Raw genomic sequence first — 2,761 nt, 5'->3', positions numbered from 1 at the left:
GTCCGCCGCGCCGGGAGCCAGCCCCGAACCGGCGGCCACCGCGTCGACCGGGTCGGCCGCCACGGCCTCGCCGAGCTGGGTCAACTGCAGGCGCGAGCCGCCGACGAAGCGGGCCAGGTCCTTGACCGCCGAGGAGTACCGGAACATGGGGTAGGTGATGTCCACGCCCACGCCACCGTGCAGGTGGTGCAGCACCTGCACCGCGCGCGGCCCCTCGGACGCCAGCCAGTAGGCGCCGATCACGGGGTCGGTCTCGTACCGATCCGACGGCCCGGTCAGCCCCTCCGAGGCCCGCCACGCCATGGACTGCGCGATCACGTGCAGCGTCCGCGACACGATGTACACGTCCGCCAGCTCCTGCTGCACCGCCTGGAACGAGCCGAGCGGCTTACCGAACTGGTGCCGCTCCTTCAGATATTCCGCGGTCATGTCCAGCGAACCCGAGATCAGGCCGTCGCCGTGGGCCACGCACGCGGTGAGGAGGAGACGGCGGAACACCTCGAGGAGGGGTTCGTCGCCGGTGTTGCCGCGCAGGACGTCCTCGTCGTCGACCGGGGTTGAGTCGAACCGCATCGCGTACTCGGGCACCCCCAGTGACCCGAGGGTGGGGGTCAGGGTGACCCCCGGGGAGTCGGGGGCGACGACGACGACGGCGGCACCCTCCGGCGTGGACACCGGCACCAGGACGTACTTCGCCCGGGACGCGTAACGCACCGACGTGGCGGTTCCGTTAATCGCTCCGCCATTCAGGCGCACGGTGGGCACCGACGGGAGCGGGTGGCCGGGCTCCGCCACGGCGGCGGTGAGGATCCGGCCGTCCTCGATCCCGGACAGCAGCTTCTTCTGCTGCTCGGGCGTGCCGAGCGCGACGATCGGCACCACGCCGAACCCGAGGGTCTCCAGCGCGGGGATCACCACGCCCGCGCGGCCGACCTCCTCGAGGACCACGGCGACGTCGGCGACGGTGAGGCCGTCGCCGCCCAGCTCCTCGGGCAGGCCCAGGGACAGCAGCCCCGACGAGGCGAAGGAGGACCACAGGCGCTCGTCGTAGCCCGCCTCCTCCACGTCGCGGCTGGGCAGGGCGGTGAGCAGTTCCTCGGCGGGCGCCGCGGTGGTCAGGGCGCCGGCCACCGCCTCCGCGACGGCGGCCTGGGTCTCGGTACGGGTGAAGTCCACTTCGGGATCAGTCCTTCAATGTTGAGGGGTCGGTCGCGGGTCTGGTTCGGGTCCGGGCCAGTCGGTCGCGGCTCAGTGGCGGGTTGGCTCAGTCGCGCGGCAGGCCGAGGATGCGCTCGCCCACCACGTTGAGCAGGACCTGCTCGGTCCCGCCGGCGATCGACAGGCAGCGGACCATGAGGAACTTGCGGCCCTGTTCGGTGAACTCGACGCCGCCGGTACCGGTGAGCTCGAGGCCGAACTCGGCGATGTCCTGGCGGTGGCGGACGCCGACGATCTTGCGGACGCTTGACTCGGCGCCCGGGCCGGAGCCGGAGAGGCTGCGCAGGGCGGTGCGCAGGTCGAGCAGGCTTCCCACTACGCCGTCCGCGATGTGCTTGCCGAGCTCGTCCAGGACCAGGGAGTCGTCAGAGACGCCGGCCTCGTTGATCAGGCCGATGATCTCCTCGGCAGCGTCGCCGAGCGAGGAGCCGCCGCCCATGGCCACGCGCTCGTTGGCGAGCGTGGTGCGGGCGATCTTCCAGCCCTCGTTGACCGTGCCGACCTGGAACTCGTCGGGGACGAACAGGTCCTCTAGGTAGACCTCGTTGAACAGGGCCTCGCCGGTGATCTCGCGCAGCGGCGAGGTGCGGATGCCCTCGGAGCGCATGTCGACGAGGAAGTAGGTGATGCCCTTGTGCTTGGGGGCGTCTTTGTCGGTGCGGGCCAGGCACATGGCCCAGTCGGCCTCGCGGGCCAGCGACGTCCAGACCTTCTGGCCGTTGAGCTTCCAGCCGCCGTCGACCTTCTCGGCGGTGGCGCGCAGGGCGGCCAGGTCGGAGCCGGCGCCGGGCTCGGAGAACAACTGGCACCACTTGATCTTGCCGGCCATCGTGTCGCGGACCAGGAGCTCGGCGTGCTCGGGTGCGGCCTGCAGGACGGTCGGCACGGCCCAGCCGCCGATGGTGATGTCGTGGCGTGCGACGCCCGCGGCCTCGAGCTCCTCGTCGATCATGAGCTGCTCGGCCGGGGTGGCGCCCAGGCCCCACGGCTCGGGCAGGTGCGGCATGAACAGGCCGGTGTCGGCCAGTGCCTGCTTGCGCTCGTCGCCGTCGACGGCGGCGACCTTCGCGACGAGGGACTTGATCTCCTCGCGCTTCGCGTCGATCCCGGCGATCTCGGAGAGGTCGATGTCCAGGTGGCGGCGCTTGCCGGCCAGGGTGAGGTCGGCCAGTGCGCGGCGCCAGCGGGCGGCCCCGCCGATCGCCTGACGCAGGGCACTGGCTCGACGCATGTAGAAGTGGGCGTCGTGCTCGAAGGTGAAGCCGATGCCGCCGAGGATCTGGATGCAGTCCTGCGAGTTGGTGACGGCGTTGTCGAAGGCGAGCGCACCGGCCACGGCGGCGGCCACGGGCAGTTCGGAGTCGGCGACCATGAGGTCCTCGGCGGCCACGGCGGCGTCCCAGGCCAGGGCGCGGACCTGCTCGGTGCGGCAGAGCATGTCGGCGGCCAGGTGCTTGATGGACTGGAACGAGCCGATGGTGCGGCCGAACTGCTCGCGGATCTTGGCGTACTCGACCGCGGTGTTCAGCGTGTACTCGGCGGT

Annotated in this window: 2 protein-coding genes; both read right to left on the bottom strand. The window is 71.4% G+C overall.

All coding sequences use genetic code 11. The features are described 5' to 3' along the window. Nucleotides 1–1,176, bottom strand: a 1,176-nt coding sequence (locus tag G6016_RS17695; protein ID WP_182632840.1) for an acyl-CoA dehydrogenase family protein, incomplete at its 3' end; no start/stop codon positions are given. An 88-nt stretch (nt 1,177–1,264) separates the two neighbouring features. After that, on the bottom strand, nt 1,265–2,761 hold a 1,497-nt coding region (locus G6016_RS11805; protein ID WP_182632839.1), incomplete at its 5' end, for an acyl-CoA dehydrogenase family protein.

Origin of the sequence: Dietzia aerolata (assembly GCF_014144865.1) — a bacterium.
Lineage (GTDB): Bacteria > Actinomycetota > Actinomycetes > Mycobacteriales > Mycobacteriaceae > Dietzia > Dietzia aerolata.
Note: the sequence above shows the minus strand (reverse complement) of the source record. Positions and strands in the feature narration are given on the sequence as shown.